The 26241-nt window shown below is 74.6% G+C and carries 28 protein-coding genes and 1 pseudogene; 14 read left to right on the top strand and 15 right to left on the bottom strand.

Annotated elements, in window-relative coordinates; translation table 11 throughout:
• Positions 1-51 precede the first annotated feature (51 nt).
• The 4 genes from ACH5AC_RS30805 to ACH5AC_RS30790 all read left to right on the top strand — a co-directional run bounded on the left by ACH5AC_RS30805 (position 52) and on the right by ACH5AC_RS30790 (position 2546).
• Positions 52-279: a hypothetical protein gene (locus ACH5AC_RS30805; RefSeq protein ID WP_398865513.1), complete on the top strand. Its 228-nt coding sequence runs from the start codon at positions 52-54 to the stop codon at positions 277-279.
• 17 nt (positions 280-296) lie between these two features.
• Positions 297-953: a DUF4389 domain-containing protein gene (locus ACH5AC_RS30800; protein WP_398865512.1), complete on the top strand. Its 657-nt coding sequence runs from the start codon at positions 297-299 to the stop codon at positions 951-953.
• Between the two features lie 124 nt (positions 954-1077).
• Positions 1078-1590 (top strand): universal stress protein, encoded by a 513-nt coding sequence (locus ACH5AC_RS30795; RefSeq protein WP_398865511.1) that lies wholly within the window; start codon positions 1078-1080, stop codon positions 1588-1590.
• A gap of 437 nt (positions 1591-2027) precedes the next feature.
• Positions 2028-2546 carry a flavodoxin domain-containing protein gene (locus tag ACH5AC_RS30790; protein ID WP_398865510.1) on the top strand — a complete coding sequence of 173 codons (519 nt, stop codon included), beginning with the start codon at positions 2028-2030 and terminating at the stop codon, positions 2544-2546.
• 12 nt (positions 2547-2558) lie between these two features.
• Here the strand turns inward: ACH5AC_RS30790 and ACH5AC_RS30785 are convergent, their stop codons facing one another.
• The 5 genes from ACH5AC_RS30785 to ACH5AC_RS30765 form a co-directional block, all read right to left on the bottom strand.
• Positions 2559-2792, bottom strand: a complete 234-nt coding sequence (locus tag ACH5AC_RS30785) for a hypothetical protein (protein WP_398865509.1) — start codon at positions 2790-2792, stop codon at positions 2559-2561.
• Positions 2793-3207: 415 nt separating this feature from the next.
• Complete coding sequence (locus ACH5AC_RS30780) at positions 3208-3801, bottom strand: hypothetical protein (RefSeq protein ID WP_398865508.1); 594 nt, start codon at positions 3799-3801, stop codon at positions 3208-3210.
• Positions 3802-3942: 141 nt separating this feature from the next.
• Positions 3943-4626, bottom strand: coding sequence for a CBS domain-containing protein (locus tag ACH5AC_RS30775; RefSeq protein WP_398865507.1), 684 nt, complete (start codon positions 4624-4626; stop codon positions 3943-3945).
• Positions 4627-4664: 38 nt separating this feature from the next.
• Positions 4665-5129: a cyclic nucleotide-binding domain-containing protein gene (locus tag ACH5AC_RS30770; protein ID WP_398865506.1), complete on the bottom strand. Its 465-nt coding sequence runs from the start codon at positions 5127-5129 to the stop codon at positions 4665-4667.
• A gap of 196 nt (positions 5130-5325) precedes the next feature.
• Positions 5326-6372, bottom strand: a complete 1047-nt coding sequence (locus ACH5AC_RS30765; protein WP_398865505.1) for an Acg family FMN-binding oxidoreductase — start codon at positions 6370-6372, stop codon at positions 5326-5328.
• A gap of 559 nt (positions 6373-6931) precedes the next feature.
• On the opposite strand from ACH5AC_RS30765, the gene ACH5AC_RS30760 reads away from it, so the two are divergent.
• From ACH5AC_RS30760 to ACH5AC_RS30735, 6 genes are all read left to right on the top strand, one after another.
• Positions 6932-7900 (top strand): CapA family protein, encoded by a 969-nt coding sequence (locus tag ACH5AC_RS30760; RefSeq protein WP_398865504.1) that lies wholly within the window; start codon positions 6932-6934, stop codon positions 7898-7900.
• Positions 7901-7915: 15 nt separating this feature from the next.
• Entirely contained in the window at positions 7916-8734 is an 819-nt protein-coding gene (locus ACH5AC_RS30755) for a universal stress protein (RefSeq protein ID WP_398865503.1), read from the top strand.
• A 107-nt stretch (positions 8735-8841) separates the two neighbouring features.
• Positions 8842-9228, top strand: coding sequence for a 2-oxoacid:acceptor oxidoreductase family protein (locus ACH5AC_RS30750; RefSeq protein ID WP_398865502.1), 387 nt, complete (start codon positions 8842-8844; stop codon positions 9226-9228).
• Positions 9225-9479: a hypothetical protein gene (locus ACH5AC_RS30745; RefSeq protein ID WP_398865501.1), complete on the top strand. Its 255-nt coding sequence runs from the start codon at positions 9225-9227 to the stop codon at positions 9477-9479. The genes ACH5AC_RS30750 and ACH5AC_RS30745 overlap by 4 nt, the downstream gene beginning before the upstream one ends.
• Before the next feature lie 20 nt (positions 9480-9499).
• Positions 9500-11167, top strand: a complete 1668-nt coding sequence (gene hcp, locus ACH5AC_RS30740) for a hydroxylamine reductase (RefSeq protein ID WP_398865500.1) — start codon at positions 9500-9502, stop codon at positions 11165-11167.
• Positions 11164-12195 (top strand): 2Fe-2S iron-sulfur cluster-binding protein, encoded by a 1032-nt coding sequence (locus tag ACH5AC_RS30735; protein ID WP_398865499.1) that lies wholly within the window; start codon positions 11164-11166, stop codon positions 12193-12195. Before hcp ends, ACH5AC_RS30735 begins: the two co-directional genes overlap by 4 nt.
• A 266-nt stretch (positions 12196-12461) precedes the next feature.
• Here the strand turns inward: ACH5AC_RS30735 and ACH5AC_RS30730 are convergent, their stop codons facing one another.
• The 5 genes from ACH5AC_RS30730 to ACH5AC_RS30710 all read right to left on the bottom strand — a co-directional run bounded on the left by ACH5AC_RS30730 (position 12462) and on the right by ACH5AC_RS30710 (position 18229).
• Positions 12462-13877, bottom strand: a complete 1416-nt coding sequence (locus ACH5AC_RS30730; protein ID WP_398865498.1) for an NAD(P)(+) transhydrogenase (Re/Si-specific) subunit beta — start codon at positions 13875-13877, stop codon at positions 12462-12464.
• A gap of 5 nt (positions 13878-13882) precedes the next feature.
• Positions 13883-14212 (bottom strand): NAD(P) transhydrogenase subunit alpha, encoded by a 330-nt coding sequence (locus ACH5AC_RS30725; protein WP_398865497.1) that lies wholly within the window; start codon positions 14210-14212, stop codon positions 13883-13885.
• Positions 14209-15324, bottom strand: a complete 1116-nt coding sequence (locus ACH5AC_RS30720) for an NAD(P) transhydrogenase subunit alpha (protein WP_398865496.1) — start codon at positions 15322-15324, stop codon at positions 14209-14211. Before ACH5AC_RS30720 ends, ACH5AC_RS30725 begins: the two co-directional genes overlap by 4 nt.
• Positions 15325-15625: 301 nt before the next feature.
• Complete coding sequence (locus ACH5AC_RS30715; RefSeq protein WP_398865495.1) at positions 15626-17362, bottom strand: GAF domain-containing protein; 1737 nt, start codon at positions 17360-17362, stop codon at positions 15626-15628.
• A gap of 177 nt (positions 17363-17539) precedes the next feature.
• A complete protein-coding gene (locus ACH5AC_RS30710) occupies positions 17540-18229 on the bottom strand; it encodes a response regulator (protein WP_398865494.1) in 690 nt (229 codons plus the stop codon).
• A gap of 257 nt (positions 18230-18486) precedes the next feature.
• Between ACH5AC_RS30710 and ACH5AC_RS30705 the strand changes: the two genes are divergently transcribed.
• The 3 genes and pseudogenes from ACH5AC_RS30705 to ACH5AC_RS30695 form a co-directional block, all read left to right on the top strand.
• Positions 18487-18873: a hypothetical protein gene (locus ACH5AC_RS30705; RefSeq protein ID WP_398865493.1), complete on the top strand. Its 387-nt coding sequence runs from the start codon at positions 18487-18489 to the stop codon at positions 18871-18873.
• Between the two features lie 46 nt (positions 18874-18919).
• Positions 18920-19546 carry a CBS domain-containing protein gene (locus ACH5AC_RS30700; RefSeq protein ID WP_398865492.1) on the top strand — a complete coding sequence of 209 codons (627 nt, stop codon included), beginning with the start codon at positions 18920-18922 and terminating at the stop codon, positions 19544-19546.
• 148 nt (positions 19547-19694) lie between these two features.
• A pseudogene (locus ACH5AC_RS30695) lies at positions 19695-20147 on the top strand (pyridoxamine 5'-phosphate oxidase family protein); the annotation flags it as partial.
• Positions 20148-20650: 503 nt separating this feature from the next.
• Here the strand turns inward: ACH5AC_RS30695 and ACH5AC_RS30690 are convergent.
• From ACH5AC_RS30690 to ACH5AC_RS30670, 5 genes are all read right to left on the bottom strand, one after another.
• Positions 20651-21535 (bottom strand): universal stress protein, encoded by an 885-nt coding sequence (locus tag ACH5AC_RS30690; protein ID WP_398865491.1) that lies wholly within the window; start codon positions 21533-21535, stop codon positions 20651-20653.
• Between the two features lie 213 nt (positions 21536-21748).
• Complete coding sequence (locus tag ACH5AC_RS30685; RefSeq protein WP_398865490.1) at positions 21749-22732, bottom strand: RimK family alpha-L-glutamate ligase; 984 nt, start codon at positions 22730-22732, stop codon at positions 21749-21751.
• A 598-nt stretch (positions 22733-23330) separates the two neighbouring features.
• Positions 23331-24173 (bottom strand): universal stress protein, encoded by an 843-nt coding sequence (locus ACH5AC_RS30680; RefSeq protein ID WP_398865489.1) that lies wholly within the window; start codon positions 24171-24173, stop codon positions 23331-23333.
• 93 nt (positions 24174-24266) lie between these two features.
• Complete coding sequence (locus tag ACH5AC_RS30675) at positions 24267-24764, bottom strand: pyridoxamine 5'-phosphate oxidase family protein (RefSeq protein WP_398865569.1); 498 nt, start codon at positions 24762-24764, stop codon at positions 24267-24269.
• 145 nt (positions 24765-24909) lie between these two features.
• Positions 24910-25584 carry a helix-turn-helix domain-containing protein gene (locus ACH5AC_RS30670; protein ID WP_398865488.1) on the bottom strand — a complete coding sequence of 225 codons (675 nt, stop codon included), beginning with the start codon at positions 25582-25584 and terminating at the stop codon, positions 24910-24912.
• 260 nt (positions 25585-25844) lie between these two features.
• Here ACH5AC_RS30670 and ACH5AC_RS30665 point away from each other — a divergent pair, with 260 nt between their 5' ends.
• Complete coding sequence (locus ACH5AC_RS30665; protein WP_398865487.1) at positions 25845-26231, top strand: STAS domain-containing protein; 387 nt, start codon at positions 25845-25847, stop codon at positions 26229-26231.
• The last annotated feature ends 10 nt before the right edge of the window (positions 26232-26241 follow it).

Raw genomic sequence — 26241 nt, 5'->3', positions numbered from 1 at the left:
GGGGTTCTCGTCGGCTGGACGCTGGGGGTGAGGCGAAAGGGGGGACCGGTCATGACCGCTCCGTTCCTGCTCCTGGCCGCGTTGGGGGTCGGGACCTGGCTGGTGTTCGAGAACACCGTCGTCCTCGGACTCGTCCTGATGGGCGCCGGTCTGCTCGGCCTGCTGATGTTCATGGGCACGGTCGGCAGTCACCAGCGTCCCGGCGAGAACGAGACCGTCATCGAGGAACGCCACTACATCGGCCACAGCGACGACGATCACCGCCGCTACCGCCACTGACGGGCAAGGGAGGAGTCGTGAACATCTTCGTGGACACGGACACCGCACCACCGCGCACGCCGGCGCGGGTGACCGCGGAGCTCGACCGACCGCTGTCGCGCTGGCTGTGGCTGGTGAAGTGGCTGCTCGCCCTCCCCCACTACGTCGTCCTGTTCTTCCTGTGGGTGGCGTTCGTGGCGGTGAGCGTGGTGGCCTTCTTCGCGATCCTCTTCACCGGCCGCTACCCCCGGGCGCTGTTCGAGTTCAACACCGGGGTGCTGCGCTGGAGTTGGCGCGTGAACTACTACGCGTACGGCGCTCTGGGCACCGACCGCTATCCGCCCTTCACCCTGGCCGACGTGCCCGACTACCCGGCGCGCCTGGAGCTGGCGTACCCCGGGGAGCTGTCCCGGGGACTGGTCCTGGTGAAGTGGTGGCTGCTGGCCATCCCGCACTACCTGGTCCTGGCCGTCTTCCTCGGCGGGCTGCGCCTGCCCTGGGCGAGCTTCGGGCTGATCGCCCTGCTGACGCTGTTCGCCGGGGTCGCGCTCGCCTGCACCGGGCGCTACCCGCGCGGCATCTTCGACCTGGTCGTCGGGCTCAACCGCTGGGTGCTGCGGGTCGCCGCGTACGCGGCCCTGATGACGGACGTGTACCCGCCGTTCCGGCTGGACCAGGGCGGCGGAGAACCGTAGGTGTGAGCACACGGCCGGCGAAGGTCGCAGGGGCCGCCCGGCACCACTGAGGTGCCGGGCGGCCCACGCCGCTGCGGGCCCGCGCGCGGCACGGTGGACGTACGGACCGGCGGAGGAGGCAGCCATGACCCAGCGCACCGACGGCACCGGCATCGTGGTGGGCGTCGACGGCTCGGACGCGTCGCGCGCCGCGCTGCGCTGGGCCGCACGGCAGGCCCGCGCCCTCGGCACGGATGTCCTCGCCGTGTGCGCCTGGGAGCCGGCCCCGGCCCACGCAGCGCCGTACGCCCCCGTGACCGGCCGCCCGACGCTCGCACAGCAGCGCGAACGAGCCGCCGAACTGCTCGCCGACTCGGTCCACGAGGTCTTCGGCCCGCGGGTGGACCCGGCTGTGCACGCCGTCCTGGCGGAGGGCCCGCCCGCGCGCGTGCTCCTGCGGCACACCCACGGCGCCCTGCTGCTGGCTCTCGGCCGCGGCACGCACGATCGGGGCGACCTCCCCGCCCTCGGCCCGGTGAGCCGCGAGTGCCTGCGGCACGCGACGGTCCCCGTGGTCACCGTCCCGGCCCCGCACTCGGCCGAACCGCGTCTGAGGGCCGTGGGGACGGCGGGTCGGGTGGCGAGCGGGGTGGCGTGAGGAAGGCGGGCAGGCCGGGTGCCGAGCGGCGCGGCCCGACCAGGGCGGGCGGGCCCGGGGCCGAGCCGCGCGGCCCGACCGGGGCCGACCGGCGCGGAGCCCAGCGGAGCGGCCCCACCAGAGCCGACGAGCCCGAAGCCCAGCCGCGCGACCCGACCGGGGCCGACCAGCGCCGAGCCCAGCCGCACGACCCCACCAAAGCGGGCAACCTCGAAAGGCCAGCAGTGCAGCCTGTCCAAGCGGGGAACCCCGAAAGGCCCAGCAGTGCAGCCCGACCGCGACAGGCAGGCCCGCCGGTGCGGCGGGCTGCAAGGCGGAGGTGGCGTCGACGCGGCGCAGGGGCGTGGGCCGCGTGTTGCCGCCGAGCCCCGGGCGCCGTAGGTGTGCCGTCGGGCGCCGTCCGCCCGGCGGCGCCGGAGACGTAGGCGAGGTGTGTCATGGACGTACTGGTCGGATATGCGACCGCTCATGGTTCCACGGGTGAGATCGCCCGCCGACTGGCCGCCCGGCTCGGTGCGGCGGGGCTGACGGCTGAGGCCAGGCCGCTGGAGAGCGTGGACGACGCCGACGCCTACACCGCGTTCGTGCTGGGCAGCGCCGTGCACGGACAGACGTGGCTCGACCCGGCCAAGGAGTTCCTGCGAGGCAACGCGGACGTCCTGCGTGAGCGGCCCGTGTGGCTCTTCAGCGTCGGCATGCCGGACGCGCTGCGCGGCCCTGCGCGGCGGATGGGCCCCAGGGAGGCCCCGGTGATCGTGGAGAGCCTGCCCGGGCCGCCGCCGTACCGGGACCACCGTCTGTTCTCGGGTGTCGTCCGCGCCACCCATCTGCCGCTGTCCGGACGGCTCGTCTTCCGCCTGTTCGGCGGCCGGTACGGCGACCACCGGGACTGGGACGCCCTGTACCGCTGGGCCGACGGGATCGCCGAGGAGCTGGCAGGCGCGGCGCCGCGCTGATCCCCCAGAGGTTCAGCAGGGCACCGACGGGCGCCGGTCCGACGGCGTCGGCAGGTGCGGTCGGGGTGCCGGCGGCCGGGGCGGGGCCGGTGGCGACGGCGGCGGGCTCGGGGCGGCGGCACGGCGCCGGGCCGCTCGCAGGGCGAGGGCGTCCAGCGCCGCGGTGAGGACGAAGGTGACGCCCATGGCGGCGAACAGCAGCGCGGTGAAGCGCTCCCAGAACTCGGGTGTGAGGCTCGTACCCACGGTCCTCGCTCCTCTCCGGTAGGCGCGATGCTTCCCACCTCCATCCAACTCCCGCCCGCCGGGGGGCACATGAGCCGACCGGCCCGCCACTGGTCCCGTGAGTCCCGTTGCGGACGACGGACTCCTCGATCGACCGCACCGCCCGATGATCGACCGCACCGGCCGATGGAGGGCCGGTCGGCCCTGGCGGGCGCGGGACCCGTGTGGTGTGCTGGATGTGACGGGAAGGACCGATCGGAAGACGCGGGGAAGCGGCCCTCGAAGGTCGCGCACCGCGCAATCGGGATCCGCGAGAAGCGGGTGGTCCTTCCCGTTTTTCTTTGCGGCTTTCCTTGCGGCTCTTCCTTGCGGCTTTCTTGCCGTTTTTCCGGCGCGTTTCCTTGCCGTTTCTCGTGCCGTCGACTCACCGGCCGTGTCAGCCGAACATCTTCCTGCGCCAGCGCGGCCCGACCTGGGCCCACTCCGCCTCCCACGCCCGCATCCGGTGCCGGTCCAGGCGGCGTCGGGCCAGTTGGGCGGTGAGCAGTACGCCGGTGCCGGTGGCCAGCGCGGTGAACGTGCCCATGAGGGCCAACTGGAGTTCGGCGGCCAGGGCGGTGACCGGTTCGGCGACGAGCCGACCGGAGCCGTCGGTCCACACGGTGGCCCTGTCACCGGTCTCGACACCGGGCTCGACCTTGGCCCGCCCGGTGTGGGTGACGCCGTCGCTGTCGGTCCAACTCACCTGGGCCCACACCAGGCCGTCGCCCACGCCGGTCGCGGGCGGGGACTTCGGGGCGTTCTCGGTGAGGACGGCGGTCACCGGGTGCGCGACCGCGCGGCGCGCGTCGAGGGAGTCCCGCGCCGCGGTTCCCGCCGCCACGCCGGTGAGCAGTCCGCCGGCCAGCGCGAGGAACCAGGCGACCAGGACGATCCATGCCTCCACGCGGTCGCTGCGGCGCCGCAGCGGGTTGTCCCGCCAGCGCCAGAACCACAGCCTCGTCGCGCGCTCACGACGTGTCCTCGCCATCGCCGACACCTCCCAGCGCGGGATGCGGGCCCCGCCCGCACCACCACCGTCTCATGGGGCGGCGGACGCCCCGGGAGGGCCCTCGCGGGCACGCCGGGGGGACGTCCGGGCCCTTCGTACAAGGGTCCCCGCCGGCTCGGCTCACCCGTCCGGCAGGTCCGGATCGAGGTCGGGCCTGCGGCGCGGGCCGGCCAGCGCGCACTCCACGTCCACCACGCCGGGCACCGCCCGCGCCAGGCGTGCGGCGACCGGGACGAGCGCGGTGTCGCGCACGGCGCCGGTGAGCGTCACGACGCCGTCGCGCACCCGAACCCGTACGGGTTCGGGCGACTCGGGGAACAGCACGGCGACGATCTCGCGGCGGACCTCCCGGGCGATGTCCTCGTCGGCCCGGAGGAACACCTTCAGCAGATCGCTGCGGCTGACGATCCCGGTGAGCACGCCCTCGGGGTCGACCACCGGCAGCCGTTTCACCCCGCAGCGGGCCATCGTGCGGGCGGCCTGAGCGAGGGTGTCGTTCTCCCCGGCGGTGACGGCGGGCGCGGTCATCAGCTCTTCGGCGGTGCGCGCCCCGGCCCTGGCGAGGTCGGCGCCCCGCCGCCTGAGGGTGTGGTCGTCCGGGGCGGTGGCGCGGAACTCCTCCTTGGGCAGCAGGTCGGCCTCGGAGACGATGCCGAGGACGTGGTGGGCGGAGTCGACCACGGGCAGCGCGCTGACGTGCCAGAGCCGCAGCGCCCGGGCGACGTCCTTGAAGGGGGTGCCGGTCTCGACGGCGACGACGGTGCCGGTCATCACGTCGCGGACGAGAAGCGGTGTGTCCTGCATGGCGCCCTCCCGATCCGAGGGTGTGCGGGTATCGAGGGTCACCCCCGGGCCCCGCTGCCGTAGGGGGCGTACAGGTCGAGGAGCCGGGTGCGGGCCGCCTGGAGGCGGCGGACCACGGCCTCGCCGGCCCATCGGGCGACGGCCCGTCCGAGCGCGGGGTCGTCCTCGCACAGCCCGCGTACGGCCGCGGCGTCGAACTCGAGGGCGCGCACCGGGCCGACGGTCCGGGCGCCGAACCGCCGCCGGTACGGCGGGAACTGCCAGGACCAGCCGAGGAGTTCACCGCTGCCCAGGGTGTCGATCACGGCGGGCCGGCGGCCGGGCACGCGCATGTCGAGGGCGACGCTGCCGGACTCGATGATCCACAGGTGGTCGGCACGGCCGCCCTCGTCGAAGAGCCGGATGCCGCCCGGGTAGCGCACCTCGTGTGCGAGGCTCATCAGCCTGCCCCGGTACTCGGCGGGGAGTGTCCCGGCCGGGCGGGGCGTGGTCGCGGTGGTCATGGCGGCCTCCTCGATGCCTCGGACGTAAGCGGACGTGGAGCGCACGTAAAGCGGACAGGGGACGTGCAGCGACATGAAGCGGACGTGGGGAGCGTCGCTGCCGGACGCCTCCTGCTCCCAGCGTCGGTCGTGCGGGCGCGCGGCACATGGGCCGACCGGTCCCTTGCGGGGAGTCCGGTCGGCCGTCTCGGTGCGGTCACACGGCGAGCGGGAGGTGCGCGCCCGACGGGACGGTGAGGACGTCCCGGACGGGGCGTCTGGGCGTGCGGCGGACCGTGTTGACGTAGCCGAGCCGCAGGATGACCTGGGGATGGCCGCCGCCGAAGACGGAGCGGCGGACCCGGCGGCGCAGGTCGGGCAGCTCGAGGGGCTGGGTGTGGAAGGCCGCGGCGATGTCGTGGGCGGCGGCGTGCAGCAGCATCCGTTGCAGGCCCTGGCCGGTGCGCAGCCAGTCGGTGCGCTGGTCGTGCCGGGTGTCGAGCAGCACGACCAGGCCCAGGGAGGGACGCAGGGTGCGCTGGGCGGGCTCGTCGGTGTGGCCGCGGCGGGTGCGGGCGGCGTAGTCGCGGCCCGAGAAGGCGGTGGTGTCGGGGTTGCGCGGGTAGGCGTGGGCGGGGAGGCCGTCGGCGCGGCCGCTGCCGCTGCGGGGCGTCCACTGGGCGAGTTCCCTGGCACAGCCGGGGTGGGTCCGCCGGGTCCGCTCGGCGTCACGGATCAGCAGGGCGAGGTGGCGCAGGTCCTCCCGGCCGGACACGGTGTACAGCCCGGCGCCCTCCGCGCCCGCGTGCCGGCGCAGTTGCTCGACGAGACGGGCGGAGAGCGGTTCGGGGCGGAACGGGCCGCGGTGGGTGTGCCGGTGCGGCAGCGCGGCGAAGAGCCGCTCCTCGTCGGAGGTGGGCGGCGCGTACGGTCCCCAGTGGACGGTGGCCAGGTGCCAGGGCCGGGCGGGGTCCGGGAACAGCGCGACCCTGGGCAGGAAGCCGAGGTGGCGCATCGCCAGCCGTACGTTGAACAGGGCGGCGCCGCAGCTGATGAGCATCTCCCGGCCGTCGGGGTCGGAGGCCGGCAGGCCGCGCGACGGGTCGGCGTGCAGATGCAGTTCGCCGTCCCGGGCGACGAACCGCCAGGGCTGGGTGTTGCAGGCCGAGGGCGCGGTGACGGCCGCGCGGACGAGGTAGTGGGCCGCGTGGTCGGCCGGCGGGTGAGATCCGCCGATCGCCGGGTGTTCCGCCGTTTCAGTCATCCGTCCGTGTCCCTTCCGGTCTTCCTGCCCCCATCACAGGCCGCTGCGGGTCCCTGCGGTAGGGCCGTTGGGACGTGTCGTGCGGGACGGGACGGTCGTGATCGCCGTACGGGTGCCCAACGGCCCTGTGGCGGGCGGAAGTCGGGGCGGGTCGGCCCCCGCGGGTGAGCCGTTGGGCCCATGCCGGGCACCGGTCCGTGGCGGCACAGTGGTGAGCGAGCCCGTGAGACCGGCGGTGCCAGGACGCTTCCCTCACCTGCGCCCTGCCCCCGCACACGGCTCTCGCCTCGGGTCTGGCAGGCGGATGCCCGATACGAGGGCCGTGGGTCTCACGGGCCGGTGCCGGTGTGGGGACCGGCACCGGCCGCCCAGGCGGCCCCTCGGAAGGGGGTGGATCAGGTCACCCGCCCCCGCCGGGCCCGTGGCGGGCCGGCCGACGTCATCAGGGACGTCAGCGGACACCGTCGGCCGCCCACGGGCCCGGCACTCCGGTCGTGGCCCGCCTGGGAGGTTTCCCGGCGGCCGCCCGACAATGGGAGTGAGGGAGGTGCCAGGGGTCATGGCCGTCACACTCGCGCTGGCCGGTGACACCATGCTGGGCCGCGGCGTCGCCGAGGTCCTGGAGCACAGCCGCCCGCATCCGCTCTTCTCGCCGGCGGTCCACTCGGCCGTGCAGGACGCGGACCTGTTCCTGCTCAACCTGGAGTGCTGTGTCTCCGACCGGGGCACCCCCATCGACCTGCCCGGAAAGCCGTTCTTCTTCCGCGCTCCGCCGCGCGCCGCCGACGCCCTGGCCGACCTGGGCGTGGACGCGGTGTCGCTGGCCAACAACCACGCCCTCGACTTCGGCCCCGACGCCCTGCTCGACACCCGGGCCCACCTCGCCCGGGCGGGCATACGGTGCGTGGGCGCCGGCGCGGACACCGGCCAGGCCCGGGCCCCGCTCGTCGTCACGGCCGGCGGTCTGCGCCTCGGGATCCTCGCCCTCACCGACCACCCCGCCGAGTACGCGGCCGGACCCGACCGGCCCGGCGTGGCCTACGCGAACCTCTGGGACGAGGACGTGCCCGTCTGGGCGGTCGAGGCGCTGCGTACGCTCGCCGACACCGCCGACCTGGTCGTCGTCACCGTCCACTGGGGGCCGAACATGACCGCCCGGCCCGTCCCCCACGTCCGGCGGGCCGCGCTCACGCTCACCGCGGCCGGTGCGGACCTGGTGGTCGGGCACTCCGCGCATGTCTTCCACGGCTTCACCCGCGATGTGCTCTTCGACCTGGGTGACTTCATCGACGACTACGCCGTCCACCCGGCCCTGCGCAACGATCTCGGGCTGCTGTGGCGCGTCACCCTCGATGCGTCGGGGGCGCTGCGGACGGAGGCGGTGCCGCTGGCCCTGGACTACTGCCATACGCGACTGGCGAACCGGGGGGAGTACGAATGGGTCGCGGAACGGCTGATTCGCGCGTGTGGGGAGTTGGGCACCGGTGTCGTCGACGAGGGCGATCGTCTCCTTGTCGTCTGGCCCTGACCGAAGGTGGCTGTCGTGTCTCACCCGATTGTCGTAGGACTGGACGGTTCCCGTGAGAGTCTCGCCGCCGTCGACTGGGCGGCCCGGGAGGCCCTGCGGCGCGGGCTGCCGCTGCGGCTGCTGCACGCGGAGGAAGGGCAGCGGTACTGGGCGGAGAAAGTGCTGCGCGGTGCCGCGGACCGGATCGAGGAGCGGCTGCCGCAGCTCCCGCTGAGCAGCGAACTGGTCGCCCGCCCGGCCGCCGAGGCGCTGGTCGCGGCGGGGAGCACGGCGGAGCTGCTGGTGCTGGGCAGCAGGGCGTTCAGCGGGATGGGTGGGTTCCTGGCGGGCTCGGTGGCGCTTGCGACGATCGCGCGGGCGACACGGCCCGTGGTGCTCGTGCGGGCCGTCCCGGGCCGGGTCCCGGAGCCCGGACCGGACCGCGCCGTCGTGGTGGGCGTGGACGCGACCCGCCCCTGCGAGGAGGTGCTGGCGTTCGCCTTCGACTGCGCGGCGCTGCGCGGGATGCCGCTGCGGGTGGTGCACACCTGGCAGTTGCCGCTCGCCGTGCGCCCGGCACCGCAGGCGGTGACGGCGGCGGGGCAGGAGGACGCCGAACGGACGGTGGCCCGGATGCTCGACCCGTGGCGGGAGAGGTGCCCGGCGGTGGAGGTCCGGCTCCTGGTCACGCGGGGCCACCCGGCCCAGGAGCTGCTGCTCGCCTCGGTGGACGCGGCCCTCCTGGTCGTGGGCCGCACGATGCGCGGCGCGCGGCTGCTCCCCCACACCGGCCCGGTCGCCCACGCGGTGATCCACCACGCCCGCTGCCCGGTCGCGATCGTCCCGCACCGCTGACCGCGCGTCCGCCCCGCCCGGCCCCTCCCTCAGGACGTTCGGCCCCTGCGGAACCCGCCGGCCGGGGCGGTACGACTGGGACATGGCCCGTCTGGGAGGAGGGCGCCGTGTTCCAGGTACGCATCCACGGCCGGGGAGGTCAGAGCGCCGTCACGACCGCGGAGGTCTTGTCGGTGGCGGCCTTTGTGGAGGGCCGGCACGCCCAGGCGTTCCCGCGCTTCGGCTCGGAGCGCACGGGAGCACCGGTGACGGCGTTCTGCCGGATCGACGCCCGGCCGATCCGGGTCCGGGTGCCGGTCATGCGGCCGGACCCGCTGGTGCTCCAGGACCCGACACCGCTGCACCAGGTCGACGTCTTCCACGGACTGCGGCCGGGTGGCTCCGCACTGGTCAACTCGCCCTTTCCCGCCGAGGAGCACGGGATGCCTGCGACCACGTCCTCGCCCTCGGTGTCTTCGCCGGGGGTGACAGGGTGCCCGACGAGCGCACCGTGACCGTTGCCGTCGGGCACGGCAAGAAGGCGGCCCGGCACATCGACGCCTCCCTGCGGGGGACTTCGTACGATCCGGGCGCCCAGCACACGCAGGCCGACTGCGAGCGGCTCCACGGCGTCTGCTCCGACGACGCGATCACCGAGCTGGGCCCCGGCCAGGGCTTCGCGATCGGCCTGGACCACTGCAAGGGCTGCGGGCTGTGCGTGGCCGGATGCCCGTGCGTGGCCATCGAGATGGTGGCCGAGGACTGACACTTCCCAGGAGGAGATACATGTTCTGTTACCAGTGCGAGCAGGCCGACCGTACGGGCGCGGTGCACGGCTGCGCGGGGCCGGTCGGCAACTGCGGGAAGGACCCGGCCACCGCGGATGTGCAGGACCTGCTGATCCACTCGGTCAAGGGCATCGCCCAGTACGCGAGCCGGGCCCGCGCCCTGGGCGTCCCGGACGACGAGGCGGCCCGGTTCGTCCTGTACGCGGTGTTCACCACGCTGACCAACGTGAACTTCAACCCGACCCGCTTCGTCGCGCTGATCCACGAGGCCGAGACCGTACGGGACCGGCTCCGGGCCCGCTACGAGGCGGCGGCGCGCGAGCGCGGCGAGGAGCCGGAGCGGCTGACCGGGCCCGCGCTGTGGCGGCCCGCGCCGGACCTGGAGGGGCTGCTGGCCCAGGCGCCGCACTTCCGGGTCGACGCCGGGGTGAACGTGGTGGGCCCGGATGTGGTCGGGCTGCGCTCACTGCACCTGTACGCGCTGAAGGGCATCTGCGCGTACGCCCATCACGCCGATGTCCTCGGCCGGCACAGCGCCGAGGTGTACGGCGGCATCGAGGACGCCCTGGACTACCTCGCCGGTGAGCCGGTGAACCTGGCCCGGCTGCTGGAACGGGCGCTGGACCTCGGTCGCCTCAACCTGGCGGTGCTGCAGCTGCTGGACGCCGCGAACACCGGCACGTACGGCGCCCAGCGGCCGACCGCCGTGCGCACGACGCCCGTCGCGGGCAAGGCGATCCTGGTCAGCGGGCACGATCTGCGGGACCTCGCGGCGCTCCTGGAGCAGACGAAGGACACCGGCATCAACGTCTACACGCACGGCGAGCTGCTGCCCGCGCACGCCTACCCGCTGCTCAAGGCGTACCCGCACCTGGTCGGCAACCACGGCGGCGCCTGGCAGGACCAGCAGCGTGAGTTCGCCCGGTTCCCCGGCCCGATCCTGATGACGTCGAACTGCATCATCGAGCCCTTCCCCGCCTACCGCCGCCGCATCTTCACCACCGGCCCCGTCGGCTGGCCGGGCGTGCGGCATCTGGCGCACGGCGACTTCTCCCCCGTGATCCAGGCCGCGAAGGCCATGCCGGGCTACCGGGAGGACGGGCCGGAGAAGTTCATCACCGTCGGCTTCGGCAGCGACGCGGTGCTCGCGGTCGCCGACAAGGTCGTCGGGGCCGTCCGGAAGGGCGCCATCCGGCACTTCTTCCTGGTCGGCGGCTGCGACGGGCCCACGGTCGGCCGGGACTACTACACGGACGTGGCGCTGGGCGCGCCGCGCGACGCGGTGGTGCTCACCCTCGGCTGCGCCAAGTACCGCTTCCACCAGCACGACTTCGGCGACATCGACGGCATCCCGAGGCTGCTGGACGTCGGGCAGTGCAACGACACCCACTCCGCCCTGAAGATCGCCCAGGCGCTGGCCGACGCCTTCGGCTGCGGGCTGAACGAGCTGCCGCTGACGCTCGTCCTGTCCTGGACCGAGCAGAAGGCGGTGGCGGTGCTGCTGAGCCTGCTGTCGCTGGGCATCCGGAACATCCATCTGGGCCCGACGCTGCCGGCCTACCTCACCCCGAACCTGGTGGCGGCCCTCGTGGACCGCTTCGGCCTGCGCCCGGTCGGCGACGCGCAGGCCGATGTCGCGGCGGCGCCGGCGAGGACGGGCGCATGACGACACCGGTCACGCTGAGCACCTCGGACGGGAAGCGGCTGGAGTTCGGGTGCGCGCCCGGGCAGAGCGTCCTGGAGGCGGCGGCCGAGGCGGGCGCCGCCCTGCCCGCGGCCTGCCGCCAGGGCACCTGCGGCTCCTGCCGGGCCACCGTCACGGAGGGCACGTACGATCTCGGCCCGCACAGCGAGCAGGCGCTGCCCGCCGAGGAACGCGAGGCCGGGGGTGTGCTGCTGTGCCGCACCCGCCCGCGGGAGCCGCTGACGGCCGGCCTGCCCTATGCCGACTCGCGGATCCTGTACGGCGGGATCCCGGTCCGCGCGGGCACGCTGACCGTGCTGGAGACGGTCGCCCGGGACACCGTACGCCTGGAGCTGATGCTGGCCGAGGACGAGGAGCAGGGCGCCGGATTCCAGTTCGACGCCGGGCAGTTCGTGGAGCTCCAGGTGCCGGGTGGGGCGGAGCGGCGGGCGTACTCCCTCGCCAACACGGGGAACTGGGAGGGGCGCGTCGAGCTGTTCGTGCGGCTGCGCCCCGGCGGGCTGTTCTCCTCGTATCTGCGAGACCGGGCGCGGGTGGGCGACCGGATCGCCGTGCACGGCCCGCAGGGCGCCTTCGCGCTGCGGGAGACGGGGCCGCGGCCCCGCTGGTTCGTGGCCGGCGGTACGGGCCTGGCGCCGCTGCTGTCGATGGCACGGCAGATGGCGGAGTGGCGGGACCCGCAGCCGGTGCGCTTCTTCCTCGGGGGGAACGAGGAGGGGGACGTCTTCGGCGAGGCCGAACTGAGGGCGGTGACGGCGGAGTTGACGGACGGCGCCTACGAGATCTGCGTCTGGCGGCCGGGAGCGTCCTGGTCCGGTGTCGCCGGAACCCCCGCCGACCGGGTCGCCGAGGCGCTGCGTACGGCGGTGGAGCTGCCGGATGTGTATGTGTGCGGGCCGCCGCCGCTGGTGGACGCGGTGACGGCGGCGGCGCTCGCGGCCGGGGTGCCGCAGGAACGCGTCGTGCGGGAGCGGTTCCTGCCGACGTGACGGCCGCCCGGACCGGCCGGGGGGGGCCCCCCCCCGGGGGGGGGGCCCCCCCCCCCGCCCCCCGGGGGGGGGGGGGGGGGGGCGGCGGCGGCCCCCCCCCCCGAACTGGGGGGCCACCCCGCGATGGGGGGGGGCGCGCGGGGCGGGGGGGCCGCCGCACGGGGGGGGGGGGGCGGGGTCCGTGCCGACGGGCCGCCCGCCCGGCCGGGCGGGGGCCGCCCCCCCGGGGGGGGGGGCGCGGCACCGGTCCGCATCGGTGTACGGCCTCAGGTGACGAACTCCCCCACCGCCGACTTCAGTTCGCTCAGACCCTGCTTGGCGTCGGTGAAGAACATCCCCGTCTTCGGGTCGGTGTACAGCTCGTTGTCGATGCCCGCGTAGCCGTGGCCCATCGACCGTTTGATGACGACGACGCTCCTGGCCTTGTCGACGTCGAGGATCGGCATGCCGGAGATCGCGTTGCCGGGCTTGCGGGCGGCCGGGTTGGTGACGTCGTTGGCGCCGATGACGAGGGCGACGTCGGCCTGCGGGAACTCGGGGTTGACGTCGTCCATCTCCTTCAGCTGGGTGTACGGCACGTTCGCCTCGGCCAGCAGGACATTCATATGGCCCGGCATACGGCCCGCGACCGGGTGCACGGCGTAGCTGACGTCGATGCCGTGGTCGGTGAGGAGCTTGGCCAGGTCGCCGAGTTCGTGCTGGGCCTGGGCGGCGGCCAGACCGTAGCCGGGGACGAAGACGACCCTGCTCGCGTAGGCCAGCTGGATCGCCACGTCGTCCACGGTGACCGGTCGGACCTGGGCCGGGGCGCCGTCGCCGGTCGCGGCGGGGTCGCTGTCGCCGGTGCCGAAGCCGCCGACGAGGATGCCGGCGACGGAGCGGTTCATGGCGTCGGCCATCAGCTTGGTGAGGATGCCGCCGGAGGAGCTGACGAGCATGCCCGCGATGATCAGCGCGGTCTCGTTCAGGACGAAGCCGGCCATCGCGACGGCCGAGCCGGTGAAGGCGTTCAGCAGGGCGATGACGACCGGCATGTCGGCGCCGCCGATGGGCAGCACCATGGTCACGCCGAACAGCAGTGCCACGGCCACCAGGCCGAACAGGGCGACACGGGAGTCGGGTGCCAGCACCAGCCACACGGTTCCCGCGACGAAGGACAGCGGCAGCAGTACGTTGAGCAGCCGCGCCCCGGGGAAGACGACCGGCGCGCCGGAGACGATGCCCTGGAGTTTGCCGGCCGCGATCAGGGAGCCGGAGAAGGTGACCGCGCCGATGACGATGTCGAGGGCGCCCGGCAGGGAGACCCGGGCGCCCAGCAGCGCCGCGTCGTCCGCCTGGAGCACATCGGTGACCGCGATCAGCGCGGCGGCGCCGCCGCCGACCGCGTTGAAGACGCTGACCAGCTGCGGCATGGCCGTCATCTGCACGGCCCGGGCGCCCCACATGCCGAGGGCCGCGCCGACCAGCCCGCCGGTGATCAGCACGATCCAGCCGGTGCGGCTGATCAGGCCCTGGTGGGCGACCAGCCAGACGGTGGCGGCGATCGCGACGGCCATGGCGGCGGCGGAGACGGTGTTGCCGCGGCGGGCGGTGCGCGGGTGGTTCATCAGGTGCAGGCCGAGCACGAAGCAGGCGGCCGCACCGAGGAAGACGTAGTGGATGGCGTTCTCGACGGTGTCCACGCCCGTCACACCTCCGTCTTCTCTTGCGAGTCGCCGGGCTTCTCGGTGGTCGGCCTCGGCTTGAACATCTCCAGCATCCGGTCGGTGACGACGTATCCGCCGACCACGTTCATCGCGCCGAACACCATGGCCAGGAAGGCGAGGGTGTAGCCGATCCAGTTGTGCGCGTGGGCGGCGATCAGCATCGCGCCGATGACGACGATGCCGTGCACCGCGTTGGAGCCGGACATCAGCGGGGTGTGCAGGGTCGCGGGGACCTTGCTGATGACCTCGACGCCGACCAGGACGCTCAGCACGAACACGGTGATCGCGGTGAGGAGATCGAGTTGGCTCATGACGACGCGCCTCCCATCAGTGCGCCCGTGATCTCGTCGGCGGGGTCGAGGACGAGTTCACCGTCGCGCACGAGGTGGCGCAGCAGCGCGACGAGGTTGCGGGCGTACGCCGTCGACGCGGCGGTGGCCATCGCGGACGGCAGGCGTCCCGCGCCGATCAGGGTGACCCCGTTGTCCAGGACATCGGTCTTGTCAGGTTCGGAGCCCTCCACGTTGCCGCCGAGGTCGCTCGCGGCGAGATCGACGACGACCGAGCCGGGGTTCATCCGCTCCAGCACGGCCGCGGTGACCAGCAGCGGCGGCCGGCGGCCCGGCACCTGGGCGGTGGTGATGACGACGTCGGAGCGGGCGATGTGGGCGTCGAGCGCCGCGCGCTGGGCCCGCTGCTCCTCGTCGGTCAGCTCGCGCGCGTAGCCCCCGCGCGCGGGGCCCGGTTCCCGCTCCTGCGGGCTGCGTACGTCCAGGAACCGGGCGCCCAGCGACTCCACCTCCCCGCGCGACTCGGGGCGTACGTCGTACGCGGTGACGACGGCGCCGAGACGGCGGGCGGTGGCGATGGCCTGGAGGCCGGCCACTCCGGCGCCGAGGACCAGGACCTGCGCGGGGCGCATGGTGCCGGCCGCGGTGGTGAGCATCGGGAAGAAGCGGTCGTAGGAGTCGGCGGCGAGCACGGCCGCCTTGTAGCCGGCGAGGTTGGCCTGTGAGGTCAGGGCGTCCATGGACTGGGCGCGGCTGAGGGTGCGGGGCAGCAGGTCGAGGCTGACCGTGCGGACCCCGCGCCCGGTGAGTTCCTGGACGAGCTCGGGGTGGCGCAGTGGTTCGAGCAGCCCGATCAGGGTCTGTCCGGCGCGCAGGGCCGCGGCGCTCTCGGCGTCCGGCGGCCCGACGCACAGGACGGCGTCGGCGCGGGTGTACAGCTCGTCCGGCGGAACCACGGTCGCGCCGGCGTCGGTGTAGTCGGCGTCGGTGAACCAGGCGCCGGAGCCGGCCCCGGTCTCGACGAGCACGTCGATCCCGGCCCGGCGCAGGAGGGTGACGGCCTCGGGGACGAGGGCGACCCGGCGTTCGCCGGGCGCCCGCTCCCGGACGGCGCCCACGGTGACGGTTCCCATGATCTGCAGCCTCCCCTGTGGCCCGGGGATCGCCCGGGCCTCGGATCCCGCCCAGCACGGTGCCGAAGATCGGCACATCGATGCCAGCATTGTCCGCCGGTTACGCGACCCTGACCAGGCGTCGGCCGCGGTGCAGGTCGGGTACACCCAGCCTCACGGAAGAACGAACACCCACGGAGAGGCCAAACGCCCCGCTGACGGGGCCCGAAGGACCCCCGTCCAGGGGCGCGGGGCTGTATCACCGTGCGGCTACCGCCGCGTGGGCGCGACAGCCCCCACTCGCCCGCAGACGAACCCGGCGCTACCCGGCGGAGCGCAACGGCACACGCCACACCAGCGTGCTGCCACCGCCACCCGGACAGTCCACCGTCAGCTCCCCGCCGAACTGCTCCGCGCGCTCCGCCATGTTCCGCAGCCCACTGCGCCGCCCCTTCGCGGGGATGCCCACGCCGTTGTCGGACACGGTCAGCCGCACCTCACGCCCGTCGGTCTCCAGCGCGACGTCGGCCCGGTCGGCCTGTGCGTGGCGGGCGACGTTGGTCAGCGCCTCGGAGAGCACCGCGATCACATGGTCGGCGATCTCACGGGGCACATCGGTGTCGACCAGGCCCTCCATGCGGACGCTGGGGGCGAAGCCGAGCACCGGCGCCGCCTCGCCCGCCACCCGCACGACCCGCGAGCGCAGCCCGGAGCCACCGGATGCCTCGCGGGACCGCAGACCGAAGATCGTCGACCGGATGATCTTGATGGTCTCGTCGAGGTCGTCCACCGCCCGCACGACACGCTCCGCCGCCTCGGGGTGCTCGATGAAGCGCCCGGCGCTCTGCAGGGTCATACCGGTCGCGAAGAGCCGCTGGATGGCGAGGTCGTGCAGGTCCCGGGCGATACGGTCGCGGTCCTTGAGCACCGCGATCTGCTCCGCGTCCTGGCGGTGCTCGGCCAGCTCCATGGCGACCGCCGCCTGCGCGGCGAAGCCCTGCAGGGGCTCGATCTCCTTCTCGGTGAAGGGCACGCGGCTCTTGCCGGCCTCCCGGACCAGCAGCAGCACACCGCTCACGCTGTCGTCCGACCCGATCGGCACCGCGACGGCCGGGCCGAGGCCGGCGAACCGCGGCGGACCGGCCGTGATCCGCGCGTCGCTGGATGCGTCGACGCTGGTCACCGGGGCCGCGGCGGCGAACGCCTCACCGATCAGGGTGCCCGTCACGGGCAGCACCAGCCCCCGGTGCCTCTCCGCCTGAGCGCCGAGCGCCAGCTCGACGGTGAGGGAGTCGGTGTCCTCCATGGGCGTCGCCACCACGGCCAGGGCGGCGCCGGTGATCTCCCGGGCCCGGTCGGCGATCAGCCCGAGCACCTCGACGCGTTCGCCGCCCGACATCAGGCTGTGGGTGATCTCCCCGGTCGCCCGAAGCCAGCGCTCACGCAGCCGGGACTCCTCGTACAGGCGCGCGTTGTCGATGGCGACACCGGCCGCGACGGCCAGGGTCGCCAGCACCGACTCGTCCTCCTCGTCGAACTGCGCCCCGCCCCGCTTCTCGGTGAGGTACAGGTTGCCGAAGACCTGGTCGCGCACCCGGATGGGGACGCCGAGGAAGGTGTTCATCGGCGGGTGGTGGGGCGGGAAGCCGTACGACGCGGGGTGCTGGGAGATCTTCGACAGGCGCAGCGGCTCCGGGTGGCGGATCAGCTCGCCGAGGATGCCGTGGCCCTCGGGATAGGGGCCGATCTTTCGGATCTGCTCCTCGCCGACGCCGACGGTGTGGAAGTCCGACAGCCGCTTGCCGTCCGCCCCGATCACGCCCAGGGCGGCGTACTCGGCGTCGACGAGGACGGCCGCGGCCTCCACGATGCTGTGCAGGGCCTGCTCCAGGTCCAGCTCACGGCCCACCGACAGGACCGCCTCCAGCAGGCTGTGCACCCGGTCCCGGGTGCCGCGGGCCGCGTCGAGGCGCGCCTGCAGCTCCTCCAGCAGTTCGTCCAGCCTGAGCTGCGGCAGCCGTACCCTGGCCTCGCTGTTGCCCTCCTCCGCGCTGGTCACCCGTGGTCCTCCCGATCCCGGCACCGTGTTCCCCACCCGACCGTCCGTGGTCATCAGCAACGGTAACGGTCCGGGGCAAGCGACGATACGGGATGGGCCTGTCGCAGGCCCATCCCGGGGTCCACCGGGGGTTTCCGCCTCAGGTCCGCCTGCCGGGCCGGCCGCGGTCCTCGGGGCTCACTCGGGGCGGCGCAGCCGGTCCTGGGCCTGGGTGGCGATGACCGCGGCCTGGATGCGGCGCTCCACGCCCAGTTTGGCGAGCAGCCGGGAGATGTGGTTCTTGACGGTCTTCTCGGCCAGGTAGAGCCGCTGGCCGATCTGCCGGTTGGTCAGGCCCTCACCGATCAGGGCGAGGATCTCCCGCTCGCGGGCCGTCAGGCCGGGCAGTGCGTCCGGTTCCTCCTCCTGCCGCTGGTCGTGGCGGAGCCGGGCCATCAGCCGGGCGGTGGCGCTGGGGTCGAGCAGGGACTGGCCGGCGGCGACCGTGCGGACGGCCGAGACCAGGTCGGAGCCCTGGATCTGCTTCAGTACGTACCCGCTGGCACCGGCCATGATCGAGTCCAGCAGGGCCTCCTCGTCGTCGAAGGAGGTCAGCATCAGACAGGCCAGATCCGGCATGCGGGAGCGCAGGTCCCGGCAGACGGTCACGCCGTCGCCGTCGGGCAGGCGGACGTCCAGGACGGCCACGTCGGGGCGGAGCGCCGGGACGCGCACGAGTGCCTGCTCGACGGTGGCGGCCTCGCCGACCACGGTGATGTCCGGCTCGTCGTTCAGCAGGTCGTGCACCCCGCGTCGTACCACTTCGTGGTCGTCCAGCAGGAAGACCCTGATCGGTGTGTCGGGGTCCGGCCGCCGGCTGTCCGCCATCGGTTCGCTCCTCGTCTTGTCGCGCTCGGTCGTCGTCGGTGGGGCACGGGATCGGGCCCGTACTCGATGTTCGCCCGGCGCGGGCCCATGGACCAGGGCCGGACGGCCCTGATTCCCCATGTTCCCGCTTCCGCGGCCCGGTCGCAGGACCCACGGCCCGGTTCCGGGGCCGGGCGGCCCCTGGGGCGCGCGGGGCGCGGGAGCGACGCTGGGACCGTCGCCGACGGACGCTCGAAGGAATCGAAGGAGGGGAGCGCATGACTCCCAGGGACATCGCGGCCCAGGACGCCACCGCCACCGCCCGGGTGCTGGTGCGGGCGGAGGGCGACGTCCGCGAGGACGACCTCGCCTACGTGCGGGCCAAGGTGCACGCGGCCCTGGACCGGCCGGGCCTGCCCGCCGTCTCCGGCGAGGTGCGCGTCACGCACGCCCCGGCGCGGCACGCCGGGCAGCCGTGGTCGGCGGGCGGCGAGGTCCGCGTCGGCTGCGACCTCGTCCTGGTGCACGCCCGTGAGGCGAGCGCCCATGAGCTGGCCGATCGGCTCCAGGCCCGGCTGCGCGGCCAGGTGGACCGCGTGCTGCACCGCGGTGAGGCGGCCCGCCGGGCGACCACGCCGCCGCCGTGGCGCGGCGGGCGGGGCTGAGGCGCCGGGGCCCGGTCGCCCGGCGACGAGATGAAGGAGGAGTGCCGTGACACCGCGCACCGTAGGCGAGGTGATGACCCGTGAGGTCGTCCACGCCCGTCGGGCGACGCCGTTCAAGGAGCTGGTGCGTCTGCTGCACCGCCACGGCATCAGTGGGCTGCCGGTGGTCGACCACGACGACAAGGTGCTCGGCGTGGTTTCGGGCACCGACCTGGTGCGGGCCCAGGCGGCCCGCGGCGGGGGCGAGGGCGAGGAGGGTCGTCCGGTCACCGCCGAGCAGCTGATGTCGACGCCCGCGATCACCGTGCACCCGGAACAGCCCGTGCCGGACGCGGCGCGCGTGATGGAGCGGCACAACGTGGAGCGGCTGCCGGTGGTCGACGAGGAGGACCGGCTCATCGGCATCGCCACGCGGCGTGATCTGCTGCGGGTCTTCCTGCGCACCGACGAGGCGATACGGCGGGACGTGCTGGACACCCTCCGGGCGGGTGCGCCGGAGCTGCCGGCCGAGGCCGTCGACGTGTCCGTGCGGGAGGGCATGGTCACGCTCGCCGGACGGGTCACGCACCGGGACGACGCGGCGTCGGCCGTGTGGGGGGCCTGGCGGGTGGACGGGGTGGTCGGTGTGGTCAACGCGCTGAGGTACGCCGCCGACGAGGCGCCCCGCGCCTGAACCCGGCGGTCCCGGGGCGGAAAGGGTCGGTCGGTCGCGCGGCGGGGCCGAACGGCCCTAGCGGGCCCCGGGCGGAAACGGTTCGAATGATCTGATCGGGTCAATCCGATCCGCGACGACGTATCCCCGACCACCTACGGAACGCCACATGCCCCTCGACCCCGTCCGGCCGGCCCCGGTCGGCCCGCGCCGGAGCATCGACCTCGACAGCGTCGAGGCCCTGCGGCTGCTGGGCAGCGTCTCCTTCGGGAGGATCGTCTTCACCCGGCACGCGCTGCCGACCGTGCGGCCCGTCAACCATGTCCTGGTCGACGGGGACATCGTCATCCGCACCCACGAGGGCGCGGCCCTGACCGCCCGCACCCGGCAGGCCGGCGACCTCGGCGTGGTGGTCGCCTACGAGGCCGACTGCATCGACCCGGACACCCACCTCGGCTGGAGCGTCGTCGTCACCGGCTACGCCCACCTCGTCCACGACCCCGACGAACTGGCCCGCTACCAGTCACTGCTGCGCCCCTGGGTGGAGCGCACCATGGACTACGCGGTCCGCATCCGCCCGGACCTGATCACGGGCATCCGGCTGGCCCCGAGCGAGGCACCGGGGGGCGCGAACGGCTCCGCCGTCGGCAGGGGCGCGGCCGACGCCACCGGCTCGGCCGACGGGACGGGGGCGAAGGGCGGCGACGGCTCGGCCGACGCCGCGGGTTCTCCGAGCCCGAACGGGGTGGTGGACGGCCGGACCGCCGGCTGAGCAAGGACTCGTCCCGCAGGGCGACGCGTACCCCTCCTCCGCGTCGAGGCGCCGCGGCTCCTCGGCGACGAGTGGGGAGGTTCGGAGGTGAGGCACACCGCTGCGGCCGCCCCGCCCGGCGGGCGGGTGCGTTTCGGCTCGGCATGCCCAGGACCCGGTTCGAGGCAGCCCGCTGTCCGGCTGTCGGCGACCGGTTCCGACGGGCACGGCAGGCCCCGACCTCGGCGAACCGCCCGACTGAGCAGGCCCGCCCCGGGCTCGGAGCATCCGGGCCCGTACGACGTCCCCCCTCAACAGCGGGCCTTCCTCCGGTCGCCGTGCGCCGGTGGAGGCCCGCTGTCGTGGGTGGTGGGTCAGTCGTGGGGGACCACGGCCACCGGGGCGTCGGCGTGGCGGAGGAGGGTGTCGAGGACGGGGCCGATGTGGGGGCCGACGGCTGCGTGGCGGGTGCGGCGGCCGACCACGACGAGGGAGGCTTCCTGGGAGGCGTCGGCGAGGTGGGGGCCCGCGGAGCCGATGACGGTCTCCTCGACGACCTCGACGTCGGGGTACTTCTCCCGCCAGGGGCGCAGGGCCGCCGCGCAGCTGCCGTCGCCGCCGGCCGCGAGCTCGTCCGCGGCCCCGGCCGGGTCCGGAGCCGAGCCGTGCACGACGCGCAGGGCGGCGCCCCGGCGTGAGGCCGCGTCGAAGGCGTAGGCCAGGAGCGCTTCGCTGGGCCGCTCCCGCAGTTGCAGACCGAGGACGACGTCCCGGTAGGGCCCGGTCCCGGCGGCGCGCCCCTCGGCGTCGGGGAGGTGTTCGCCGGCCGCGTCCGCGTCGGCCCGCACCAGGACCACCGGATGTTCGGCGCGGGCCACGACGGCCGCCGCGACGGAGCCGAGCAGATAGCCGGCGGCCCGGCCCAGGCCCCGGGAGCCCAGCACCAGCACCGGTGTCCGCCGGGCGAGGGCCGACAGGGCCTGCGCGGGGCGTCCGGAGACGTGCTCGGCGGCGATGTCCAGACCCGGGTGGCGGCGGGCCAGCGTGGCCGCGACCTCGGTCAGCAGGCGGGCCGTCCGGTCGGCGCCGGGCGGCGGCACCGTCTCGCCCGCGAACGGCACGTAGTGGTGCGGCGGTTGCTCCCCGACGTGCACGAGCCTCAGCGGCACCGCGTGCAGCAGGGCCTCGCGCGCACCCCAGCCTGCGGCGGCGATGCTCTCGGGCGAACCGTCCAGGGCGACGGTGACGGTACGGGACATGAGGGGCCTCCTTGGGAACCTGGCCCCACTCTCGCCGCCCGCCGCCTGGTGCAAGAGGGTCCACAGGTCCCGCTGTGACACCCGTTCGACCCGCAGGGGAAGGCCGAGGAGGGAAGCCGGGGAGGGAAGCCGGGGAGGGAAGCCGGGGAGGGAAGCCGGGGAGGGAAGCCGCCGGGGCGGAGCACACCCTCCCGTGCGCTCCGCCCGTCGGGGTCAGCGGGGGGACAGCCAGCCGTCCCGGCCGAGGGGCGTGCGCACCGGCCCGGCCAGGGCGAGCGCGTCCAGGTGCGCCTGGACGTACGGCATGGCGACGATGGGCAGTTCGCCGTCCACGAAGGCGGGCTGGACGTTGACCTCGAAGACCACCCCGCCGTTCTCCACGGCCAGGTCGACGCCGGCGAACGGCAGACCCACCGACGCGGTGGCGGCGACGGCGAGTTCGGCGAGACGGGGCGACAGTTCGGCCGGGTCGATGAACACCGGGGTGGCGCCCTGGCAGGTGTTGCAGGGCGTGTCGACCGCGGGCTGGAGGTGCTCGCGGGCGTGGATGACCCGGCCACCGAGGACGAAGACCCGGAACTGGTGCCGCTGCCCGTCGGCGGTGACATTGCCCGCGTCGCGGGAGAGCAGCCAGTCGGTGCCCTGCTCGGCGTAGTAGGCGGCGGCGTGCGCCAGTTGGGCCGGGGTGGTGACGTGGAAGGTGTCGTTGCCGCCGGTGCCGACGACGGGCCGGGCCCAGGTGTCGCGGCCGAGCCGCTCGAAGGTGTCCACCGCTTCGCGCGGGCTGGGCCGGGACAGCACGGCCGTCTCCATCTGGGGGATGCCGTCGCGGGCGAACCGCTCCACGGTGAGGTTCTTCTCGGTGGCCGTGCGCCAGGCGTCCGGACCGGTGCCGAGGGTCACCGCGCCGTGTGCTTCGAGGAGTCGCTGGAAGTCGGCCAGCGACTCCCGTCGGTGCGGCGGGATCTCGTAGAGGACCACCACATCGGGGACGCAGTCCAGCCGCTCCTCGGGAACAAGGAGCCGTAACCGGTCGCCGTCGCGGACCGCGCGGCCGGTGCCGCCGGTCGCGAAGTGCCGGGAGTCGATCCGTACCGGCGGGGTGCCGGTGAGCTGTCGCGCCGCCTCCGCCAGGTAATCCCGGCAGCCTTCGGGCGACGTGGGGTCGGCGATCAGGGCGATGCACGGTCGGGACACAGCGGCCTCCAGTGGCTCTCGACGCACGCTCGTGCCGTGGGCACCCGGCCGTACGGCCCGAGCGGTGTCACGGATGGTGCCTGTCGCGCGGGTGGTCGCCGGCGCCTGTCGCGCGGGGGCCGTGCGGGGGCCGTGCGGGACGGACGGTGACCTGGGGGGTGGGTGGTGCGCGCCCCGCCGGATCCGCGCCGCAGGGCTTGGGCGCCACACTGTAAGCGTGCGGCGGGCGGCCCTGACAGGGCGCACGCCCGCCCCCGTCCGCGCGCCCTGCGCCCCCGCGCGTGCGCCCTGTCCGAAACCCGCGCCGCCGTCAGCCGCCCCGGTTCCCCGCGGCGCGTCCGGCAGGTCGGTGCCGTGGGCGCGGATCCAGTAGGGGTGGCGCGGTCGCGCGTCCCGCGTCCGCCGGCGTACGGCGCCGTCGCGCACGGCGTGTCCGGCGACGCGGTCTGCGCCAGGGGTTCCCCGACCTGGTGCGCGACCACTGGCGGGCCGACAAGCAGGCCGTCCGTACCCGACCACCTTCTCCCACCGCCGGGTGCTCGACAGCGCCGACCGGCCCGTCCAGGGGGACGGGCCGGTCGTGGGCGGTCCGGCGGTCTCAGTGGTGCGACGCGGCCGGCACCAGTACCACCGGGCAGTGCGAGCGGTGCAGCAGTGTGTGCGCCACGGTGCCGAGGTGGGGGCCGAGCGGCCCGGTGCGGCGGTGGGTGCCGATGATGACGACGGCGGCGTCCCGGGTGGCGTCCACCAGGGCCCGGGCGGGCCCGGTGCGCACGGTACGGGCGTCGACGCCGACGTCGGGGTGCAGCTCGCGGAGCCGGGCGATGCCGAACCGGGGCACGGCCTCCTCGGCGAGGTCCTGGCGGGCCTGCGCGCGTTGTCCGGGGCTGGTGGCGGGCAGCAGCGAGGGCAGTTCGGGGGTGGAGTGGCGATGGGTGTGCGCGTGCAGCACGCGCAGTCCGACCCCGCGCCGGGACGCCTCCCGGAACGCGAAGGCGGTGGCGTCGGCGTCCTCGTCGTCGTTCTCCAGGCCGAGGACGACCTCGCGTCCCTCGTCGCACGGGTGGTCGCCGCGCACCACCAGCAGCGGGCCGGGCGCCCGGGCGGCCAGGCGCGCGCTCACCGAGCGGGCGACCAGCGAGGCGACGTTGCCGTACCCGCGGGTTCCGACGACGGTGAGGTCGGCGCCCTCTCCCGCGCGGGCCAGCGCCTGCACGGCCGAGCCGGGCACCGCCTTCAGCGCGACCTCCAGGTCCGGATGGCGCTCGCGGACCCGCTGGAGGGCGGCGGTCAGCACCGGTCCGGCCTCGTCGCCGTCGGGCACGGCGTAGACCACGCGCAGTTCGGCGCCGCGCCGTACGGCCTCGTCCGCGGCCCAGTCCAGGGCGCGGACGGCGACCAGTGAACCGTCCACTCCTACGACGACGTAGTGCAGGGTCATGGTCCGCTTCCCTTCTTCCGCCCGCTCGTCCTTGAGCGGCCGGCACGACGATGCTCTCTTCGGGCCGGTGCCATGGGCAGGGGCCGCAGGAACTCACCGGGCGGCCGTACGGCCCCGGGGTTCGGGCCGTTCGGACTCTGGGCCCGGGGAGTACGACGTGAGGTCGACGCCGTACAGGCTGCGGCCGCCGACCAGCTCGCGGCCGGTCACCAGTTCAGGTTCGATGCGTACGAAGACCTCGTGCGGCGAGGGGACCCAGGAGCGGGGGCCGGTGCGCACGAGGCGGGCGTGCTCGACGGGGTCGGTGACGACGGTGGCCGGTCCGGTGACGACGACGCTCCACCCGGACTGGGTGGCCGCGTCGACCTCGTCGGCCTCGAAGGCGACGACCGCGCCGTCGACCGCCCGCACCAGCTCCGAGGCGGCCGAGGTGCACAGCACGACGGCGCCGTCGTCGTCGAGGCGGAAGTTGACCGGCAGCACCGCGGGCAGGGCGTGGCGGGTGTGCACGATACGGCCGATGGGCGCGCGTTCCAGCAGCCGCAGGCATTCCTGCGGTCGCAGCTCTCGGAATCCGTCATTGGGGTACATCGGCTCGTCCGTCTTCCGCCGGGTACGGCTCGGGGTGCGGTAGGTGTCCATGGTTCGCGAGGCGGGGGTGGTTCCCGAAGGGCCATCGGTCCCGGGGACGGTGGACAACAGCCCTTTGTTCACGGCCCTTGTCCACGTCCTTCGTTCACGCCGTGACGCGACGCCCGGTGATCTTCAGGGGTTCGATCCGGATCCACAGCTCACGCGGGCCGCCCGCCCAGGGCGAGGGGTACGGCAGCCCGGTCAGGCGGCGCAGCGTGGCGGGGTCCGTGACGTGCAGGGCGTCGCCGCGCACGAGCACGCTCCAGCCTCCGCTGAACGCGTCGTCGACACGGTCCACCTCGAAGGCCACGCGTCGGCCGGCGGCCCGGGCGGGGGTGGCTCCGGGTGCGGTGCGGTAGACGATCGCGCCGTCCACGACGCCGTAGTTGACGGGGACGACGACCGGACCGTACGCCAGGCTCAGCGCCACCCGGCCGATCCCGTGCGTCGCGAGCAGGGCCCGGCACTCGGGCTCGGTGAGCACCGTGAACACGGGGTGCGGGAGCGCCATGCCGGTTCCGGGCGGCAGGTCGGCGTGGCCGCCGGTGAGGTCGGCGACCGTGGTCTCCAGGGCTTCCGCGAGCCGCAGCAGCACGCCCGTGCCCGGGGCGGCGCCGGGGCGCTCCTCCAGGTAGCGCAGGTAGCCGGGGGCCACGCCGGCCCGGGCCGCCGCCTCACCCAGGGTGAGACCCAGCTCGGCGCGGCGCCGGACGAGGCGCCGTCCGAGATCGCCCGGCGCGTGCTTGCCCGGCGCCTGAGGCAGGATCTGCTCGGCCATGACCGTCACCTTCTTCCGCGTCGCCGTGGTGCCGTGGTGCCGTGTGCCGTGTGCCGTGGTGCCGTGGTGCCGTGCACGGGCGCCGTGTGCCGGGATTGCCCGGCACATCCAGCTTGTGCGGCCGATGTGCGGGACGCTTGGGCCGGTCGGCCCCCGTGGCACGGCCGTACGGGGTCGCGGTGGGCGCGCGGCTCCGGCCGCCGAAGGGGGGTCCGGTCGGCCCTTCCGCCGGGCTCCGCGGGGCTAGTTGGCTGGGGCCCATGGCCGACATGCACACCGGGTCCGTGCCGGACCTCTCGGAGCGCCTCGTCGCGGGCACGACCGTCGTCACACTGCGCGGCGAGATCGACCTGCTGGTGGCCCAGGCCCTGACCGAACGCCTCGACGCGCTGACCGCGGGCCCGTGCCCCGACCTCGTCCTCGACCTGAGCCACATGGCCTTCATCGACTGTGCGGGCCTGAGCGTGCTGTGCCGAGCCCGCAACCGAGTCACCGCCCGCGCCGGCCGCCTACGCCTGGTCAGTGACGACCCGGGCTTCCTCAGACTCCTGCGCACCGTCCACCTGACCTCCGCCTTCGAAACCCAACCCCACCTCCCGGACGCCCTCACCGCCGCCCCGGCACCCACAGCTGCCACAGCAGGCTGACCACCATCCG

This window comes from Streptomyces sp. NPDC018693 (genome assembly GCF_044391385.1).
GTDB lineage: Bacteria > Actinomycetota > Actinomycetes > Streptomycetales > Streptomycetaceae > Streptomyces.
The sequence above is the reverse complement of the archived record's forward strand: the minus strand, read 5'-3'. Positions and strand labels throughout refer to the sequence as shown.